Source organism: uncultured Pseudoteredinibacter sp. (genome assembly GCF_947502065.1).
Classification (GTDB): domain Bacteria; phylum Pseudomonadota; class Gammaproteobacteria; order Pseudomonadales; family Cellvibrionaceae; genus Pseudoteredinibacter.
This window is the reverse complement of the sequence record NZ_CANMYE010000005.1, coordinates 384342-391600: the sequence shown is the minus strand read 5'-3', so window position 1 is coordinate 391600 and position 7259 is coordinate 384342. Positions and strand designations below refer to the sequence as shown.

The 7259-nt window shown below is 43.8% G+C and carries 5 protein-coding genes and 1 pseudogene; all 6 read right to left on the bottom strand.

The window, feature by feature from the left end:
• Positions 1–192: 192 nt before the first annotated feature.
• Positions 193–1332 (bottom strand): toll/interleukin-1 receptor domain-containing protein, encoded by a 1140-nt coding sequence (locus tag Q1A41_RS15175; RefSeq protein WP_299980688.1) that lies wholly within the window; start codon positions 1330–1332, stop codon positions 193–195.
• A gap of 57 nt (positions 1333–1389) precedes the next feature.
• Positions 1390–2238, bottom strand: a pseudogene (locus Q1A41_RS20405) (IS3 family transposase).
• A gap of 14 nt (positions 2239–2252) precedes the next feature.
• The gene (locus Q1A41_RS15160; RefSeq protein ID WP_299980684.1) at positions 2253–2564 is read right to left on the bottom strand and encodes a transposase; all 312 of its coding nucleotides are present in this window, start codon (positions 2562–2564) and stop codon (positions 2253–2255) included.
• Positions 2565–2799: 235 nt separating this feature from the next.
• Positions 2800–4002 carry a hypothetical protein gene (locus Q1A41_RS15155; protein WP_299980682.1) on the bottom strand — a complete coding sequence of 401 codons (1203 nt, stop codon included), beginning with the start codon at positions 4000–4002 and terminating at the stop codon, positions 2800–2802.
• A gap of 1090 nt (positions 4003–5092) precedes the next feature.
• Positions 5093–5692, bottom strand: coding sequence for a hypothetical protein (locus Q1A41_RS15150; RefSeq protein ID WP_299980680.1), 600 nt, complete (start codon positions 5690–5692; stop codon positions 5093–5095).
• 202 nt (positions 5693–5894) lie between these two features.
• Positions 5895–7184 carry an amidohydrolase family protein gene (locus Q1A41_RS15145; RefSeq protein ID WP_299980678.1) on the bottom strand — a complete coding sequence of 430 codons (1290 nt, stop codon included), beginning with the start codon at positions 7182–7184 and terminating at the stop codon, positions 5895–5897.
• Positions 7185–7259: the final 75 nt, after the last annotated feature.

The window sequence follows — 7259 nt, the reverse complement described above, 5'->3', positions numbered from 1 at the left end:
TGAAAGACTGGGCTTGGGTGAGACCCTATAAGAGAGCCTCAATATGTGTTTACCGCAAGCGTTTTTATGACGGTTCATAGGACTAACGAAGCAACGGGCATTCAAAATATAAAAACTTCCACCCAGAACACTGGCGGGTACCTTATTGCCTATTGACTGGTTAATGGCTCATATGTGTTAGATTTTTTGTGTTTACCACCCAAGAATTCTTCTCACTCCATCCCAGGCGTAATCTTTGGGGTTCATGTTTTCGTCAAGAAGGCCATCCTCTCCCCAATTCTTCAATTCATATTTTATATAGCGGATATCATCTATTGATTCAGACTTATCAACGAGATCAACAACACATGAGACCGCATCAGCTACCAAAGCACCAGTAAACCATGAGGCTTTTCTCCAGCTTTGCAGTATGTGAAGAGTTCTTTGATTGTCAATTCTACTGCAATACAAAGCGAAGCTATCCGACCTCAACGCCGACCCAAACTCAATAGGCCCCGTTTTTAATTCATAGAAAGCGTTGAAGAATATTCGAGACAACTTGTAACTAGACTTATTAGGTATATATGCACTTAAACTCTCAAGAACCTTTGGCTCTACACCTTTTCGTCCAAGCACATCGAATATGTTGTCCTCGATATCCACATAGTCATATAACAAGCAACCAAGCTGAAATAGGACACGGTAATGCTTAGGGCTAAATACTTGCGTAAAATTATTTAATATTTCGTTTACCTTACCAGTCTCGACCACACCCTCCCGGAGAAGTTTTGTTACACCTATTTGAAAGTCCCCAACACTCAACACATCATTACAATACTCTATAAAGAGGGACTCCTCTTCACATGCTTTATAATACGCATCTTGATTCGGCTCTTCTGGCAAAGAAAAATTAAGGTTTGCCAATAACGGCTCATGAATATGATCAGAAGAGGGTTTAAAAGCTTTTTCAACCTCCTTAACAATTCCAACTATGCCACTTGATGTTTTTGCCGCCAACTTACTTGCAAGAAGTGGAGACTTTAGAGATATTTCTTTATGTGTAACCTCATGCCAAACAGGAAGAATAACTTTGGATCCGGAATCCTCCCTTGAAACCAAAGCATCTAACTCACGTTGCGGCCAGGGCTTAGACAGAAAATCATTGCTAATAATAACAATTCCATAACTACATTTTGACAAGCCCTCGTCTATCTTTTGACGCAATGAATCGCCAAGCGAGAGAGTAGCCTCATCAAACCAAACCGAATACCCTTGATCGCATAGTGCATCATACAGTGGTCGAGCAACAGCATCTTTATCCTCACTAGCATGCGAAATAAAAAAGTCCCACATATCTACTTAGAAACCTCCTTTAAAATTGGTCCTACCCAATAAAAGTAGACACTCTAACTATGCAGCCAGCGCTGCTTTCTCTTCATACTCAACTGGACTCATATATCCAATTGCAGAATGCCTTCTTAAACGATTATAAAACACTTCAATATACTCAAAGATACCCGATTTAGCTTCGCTTATCGATGCATATTGTTCTGCGTAAATTAATTCTACCTTTAACCTACTAAAGAATGATTCCATTGGCGCATTATCCCAGCAGTTTCCCTTCCGGCTCATACTGGGCTTACATCCCCAGGACTTCATAAAGTCTATATATTTTCTAGAACGATACTGCACACCTCTGTCTGAGTGTATGATCAACCCCGGTTGCACTTCTCATCGCTTAAACGCCATCAATAAAGCCTCCGTGACGAGTTCCTCCGTCATCGAAGTATCTAGCGCCCAACCTACAATCGTCCGAGAGAATAGATCCATAACAGTAGCCAGGTACAACCAACGATCTTTCACCCAAATGTACGTAATATCCGACGTCCATTTTTCATTTGGCTTACTGGAACTAAAATCTCGCCACAGCAAGTTATCCGATACATTGTTCATCGTAAGCGCATGGCTGCCATATCGAAACGACTTCCCGTTTCTAGCCTTTAAACCCTGACTCTGAAGGATATCAGCTACCGTATTGGTAGAACACGGAACGCCTAGCGCCTTCAGCTCCTGAGAGATTCTAGGCGCTCCGTATCGAGCCTTATAGGTCGAGTAGATATCAGTAACTTGAGCTTCCATGTACTCCCTGTGCTGAGCACGCTTGCTTTTAGGTCGATCCAGCCACCTGTAAAAACCAGAACGTGACACCGCCAAAACCTTGCACATCAAACGTAAGGTATACTGGCCCCGATATTCCATAATCAAGGCGTACTTCACTCTTGGTGGTTCGCGAAGTACGCAGCTGCCTTTTTTACGAACTCAAGCTCCTTCTCTAAAGCGGCTTTTTCTCGCTTCAGCCTCCTAATTTCTTCGCTTTCTTTCTTGGAGTAATCCACGCCATCCATAGAGTTAAATTGCTTATCCGATAAGCGATTAAATTGACGTCGCCAATTGTAGATCTGCTGAGCGCTAACCCCCAACTCCTTAGCAACGGATGCCGTGGTATTACCTTCCTTCTCAGCTCTTTTAACCGCTTCCCTTCTAAATTCTTCAGTGTAGGCCTGGGCCCTTTTCTTACGTGCCATTTGAGCACCTCCATATAGATTTCTAACTATACAGAGTGTCTACTAGTTTTGGGTAACTCGGGAAGCTAACGCCACCAACACCGGCCGAGCGGTAGCGAGGGAAGGCGCCCCCATAAAGTGGACACCTTTTGATTTTCATTAAGCCGCCATTTTTTCATACTCACTAGGAGACTTAGACCCTAATGAGGTGTGTATTCTTTTGCGGTTGTAAAATTCTTTCATTGTCTAGTTCGCTCTACTTGTTACACAAATGCTTAGACTTCGCCCTAAAAAATGACCACATAAAGTCAGTTTGAGTGTAGCTTCTGGTCTCTGAGATCAATGCCCCTGCGTTCTTATCGTAGAAAAGTTCTGGATTAGGTGTCCCCGTCCATCCAAGAATAAACCTAGAAGACTTGGATTTGGGGTTGGTTGGGTCCAAATATTGACGCCGAATATCTTCGAAAATGGGCAGCCTATTAGCACGTATATCTTCTGCCTTACAGGATTTATCTTTTGTTGGGTCACACCTGTTGATCGGGTCTCCAATTGTAGCGTGTGCGTGACAACTAACACACGACGAACTTCCCATGAAGCCGCGTTCAATTATGGCATTCGCGACTATCGTAGGACGCCCGTCTAAAGTCACAAAGTCCAATTGAGTCCCTTTAAGCCTGTAGTTTTCCCATTTAGTACCAATAACCTCCTTAGGGAGCCTTGACTTTTCTCCACCATTAGTGTGACGATCAAACCATCGCAGATCGTTTTCAGTGTCGCGTATATCAATATCAGGATTATCTACATGCTCAAACGTCGACCAAAACCACTGGGGAATATCTTTAGTAATAATGTGTAGTGCAATCAAGCCATAAGTCTCTCCCCCCGCTTTGTTCATATGATAGCGCCCGCTTTTTATTTCCTCCTTGGTTAGCACCCTCCATGCGGATTTTATCTCGCGGGCTTCTTCTGGAAGATCAATAAATCTTCCAGATGTGTGGAATGCCTCCTGTCCCTCAATATTGTAAAGCCCTTCATTTCTTATAAAATCGAAAGCAGCTTGATTCATTCGGGTCTCAGAAAACGGCTCGTTAGGATCAAAATTCACCTGAAAATCATCTTCATTTAGCTGGCTGAATATCAAATCAGCTTTCGATACTGGTGAGCGCATTCGCTCTGATTTAGTAGAATATCTTAATTTAAGATCATCCCATCTGCTCGGTTTACAACCATCGCGTGTGAACACATCATCTGCTAAAGCCCATGTTTCCCACACCACATTACCTTCGTCACCTAGTTTCTTAGATGAATCAGCAACGCCTCTTTTATTTGGGGCTGCGGGCAGATTCAGCTCAATGAACAATTGCCAAGCAAATTTGTCTGGCTCGTTTATGATTTCACTACCGACGGCATGAAAAGGGTTGGCGATAAAAATAAGTACTAAATATAGTAGTTTTTTCACTTGATATCTCCTTATGGAAGTAAACCTTCCCACATCCAAACTTCGAAAAGGCTAGGGGGTATAACGTTTTGCCAAGGGGCAGCCGGACGTAGTGTAGACTGTCACGCGCAGGCCGAGCTTTTACGACGTAACATGTTTGAGTAACGTCTTATGGCCGATTAATAATTTCCAGATTCCCATCTACAAACCCTACTCCTACACCCTTACAACTTACTAACACTTTTGCCCCAACTTTTGAGGTAGTACGTATTTCTGGATCATATTCCCCAAGCAAATCTTCCAACCACCACTCGATATAGAAATAGGTATTTCAATCTCTCTAGGTTTCGTCTCAAAAACTTCGTCTCACGCCCAGTCAACATCATTTGAATCAAGTCTATCAGCAACAAAATTCTATCGAGTAGTCTCCACCGCTTTCAACTAAATTAAAGCAGAAAGCAACTACTTGTTCAGGGGCTCCCTTTAAAAGGGTGATACTTATCTAATCGTACAGCTTCTCTTCGAATTCCATACTTCAGCGATATACGCTATAACAGCTAAATAAACAGACTGCTAGAATTACAACCAAAAAGCGAACGCGTCTTATTAATTTTGGAGTTTCAGAAATAACAGAGTGGTGTCTGTTTTAACAGCTAACTGCATTCTTTTGTCTAAAGCTCTAATTTATTGCTTTATTTTCACTTTTACAAGTACAAGAAAATTCATACCAAATTAAAAAATTTGACGCCTATATCACTATTTTTAGGCGATATTTCGCTTTTTCTTTTGAGCGGCGAATCTTGCTAACCCGCAAACGTCGCGTAAATGATTATTTACCTGGTGGGTCTTAAATCGTTGGCAATTGATTTCCAAGTTAAACAGAAGGTCCGGGATTCGGAATTTTAAAATTAATATTGTATAGGCGCCCTTTTCGCGCCATGCACACGCAGAGAATGCACATTGAGAAGCTGTCGGCAGACCATAAATGGAGCTTGATGGTATAGCTTGGATAAGCAGCGCATTAACATTTGGCTAATGCGCTATATGACTGTAACAATTGGTTTTTACGATGCAAACCCATCACCAGGCAAATATCACTCAAACTGCCTAGCTACTTTGCTAGCAGATCGTAACCTGTAGGCAGGCCTGGGGTGATTGTGTATTCCTGTTTTTCTATTTTGGCAGGAATCTTTTTACAGGCCTTTTCTTGTTGATCGCACTCATCTACGTAAAAGGTAACGCCCGCTTTCTCGTCCCACTGGTAGTTAAGTTGATAAACTTTGTTGGCTTTTGTGTTTACTTCTATATCGGCAAATTGTCGGTAATTTACGATTTTTGATGATCCGATTGCGACGCCGCTTGCTAGGGCTGTGCTTGTCATCTGGCTTACTGTGGCAAATTTGTTGGCCACATCGGTATAGCTGAAACCAACATTAAAACGATGCGGGCCTGGCTCTACCTGAAAAAGCAGTGGCTTTAGCATATTAGCCTCTTGAACCGTCGCCGGATAACCTGCCATTGATTCATACTCGGATATATATTTTCCGTCTACATATCGTACATAAATGCCTGGCGCGGCAAATGGTCGTTTGGGCTTGATTGTGGAAAGCTCTGTTGGCAGCTTTTGGGGGCCTTGGTAGAACTTATAGGTTTGTTGTGAGGCGCAAGATGCGGTTAACAGCGCGGCACAGGCTACTGGTATAAATTTCATACAGTCTCATTATTTGGGTTACAGCAGACAAAGCAATGGCCGGTATTGGCATTGCTCTACTTGATCAAAGCAAATTTTAATGGATTGCTTACAAGCGAGTCGTTGAAATGGGGTAAAGCGCATTAGCCTTGCGGCTAATGCCTTATTGGGTTTTATATGCCTTAGGTGTGGAGTTGCCTTAGGTTTAAAGCTGCTGGCCTTACTACAGCTTATAAACCTTGCCGGCTTTCATCACAAAATCGACATCCAATAGCTCTTTAATATCTGCTAGTGGGCTGCCGTTGGTGGCGATGATATCGGCGTATTTACCTGGCTCTAGTGTGCCTAGGGTTTTGCTTTGGCCGATTAACTTTGCGGCATTTACGGTGGCCGATTGCAGCACATCCATTTCGCTCATGCCAGCTTTGGTCATTAGCACGGCTTCTTCGGCATTGATGCCGTGGCGTGATACGCCGGAATCAGTACCGAAGGCGATGTTAACGCCAGCGCGGTAAGCCTTGCTGAAATTATCCATCATATCGCCGCCAACGCGTATCGCCTTTTCTTTAATAGCGGGCGACATAAAGTTCGATTTCTCGGCCATTTGTTTTACGGTATCGCCTGCCAATAGTGTGGGCACTAGATAGGCGCCGTTTTTCTTAAACAGCTTGATGCTTTCTTTATCGGCGTAGCTGCCGTGTTCGATACTATCTACGCCGGCGCGCAGTGCGGCGTTAATGCCTTCGGCCGCATGGGCATGGCTGGCAACTTTGCGACCTAAAGCATGGGCGGCATCGACAACTTCGCGCAGCTCATCATCGGCCATTTGTTGGCCGGTGCCAGTATCGGTATCGGATAGCACGCCACCGGTGGAAGTAATTTTAATAACATCGGCATTAAACTTAATGGCACGACGGGTAGCACGGCGGCAATCGTATGGGCCATCACAAATGGTTTTAGAGGTGTATTTTTCTAATAGATCGTGACGCATACCATCAACATCACCATGGCCACCGGTTACTGCAACACCACCCGATGCCACAATACGCGGGCCATCCAACCAACCCTTGGCAATGGCATCACGCAGTGCGTAGATATGCTGCGGGCTTTGGGCACCTAGATCGCGCACCGTGGTAAAACCTGCCATCAAAGTTTTTTTAGCAAAATGGGCGCTTTGCATCGCTACATCAGCATCGGACATACGCAAACGTTCGCTATCATTATTGGGGCCTAGCTCGCCTTGCAAATGCACGTGCATATCCATTAGGCCTGGCATTACGAAGCTATCTTTTAGATCGATAACTTTTGCATCATCGCCAACATCGGCCGCATTAATATAGCCGGCTTTTACTTCTTGCACGCGGCCATCTTTAATAATTAGGCTCTGTTGGCTTAGTGGCTTTTCGCCCGGCACGGCCAATAATGTGCCCGCGTGAATAATTTGAGTATCTGCTAAGCTTGGCATGCTGATGCTAGCGGCTAGCAGTGCCAGTAGTTTTGTTTTTTTCATCATCGCTTCTCTTTTTCTATTTTCTTTACGCTTTCTGCTTTCTTTCTAATTTCTCTACTCAATAGACACCCAATGTTC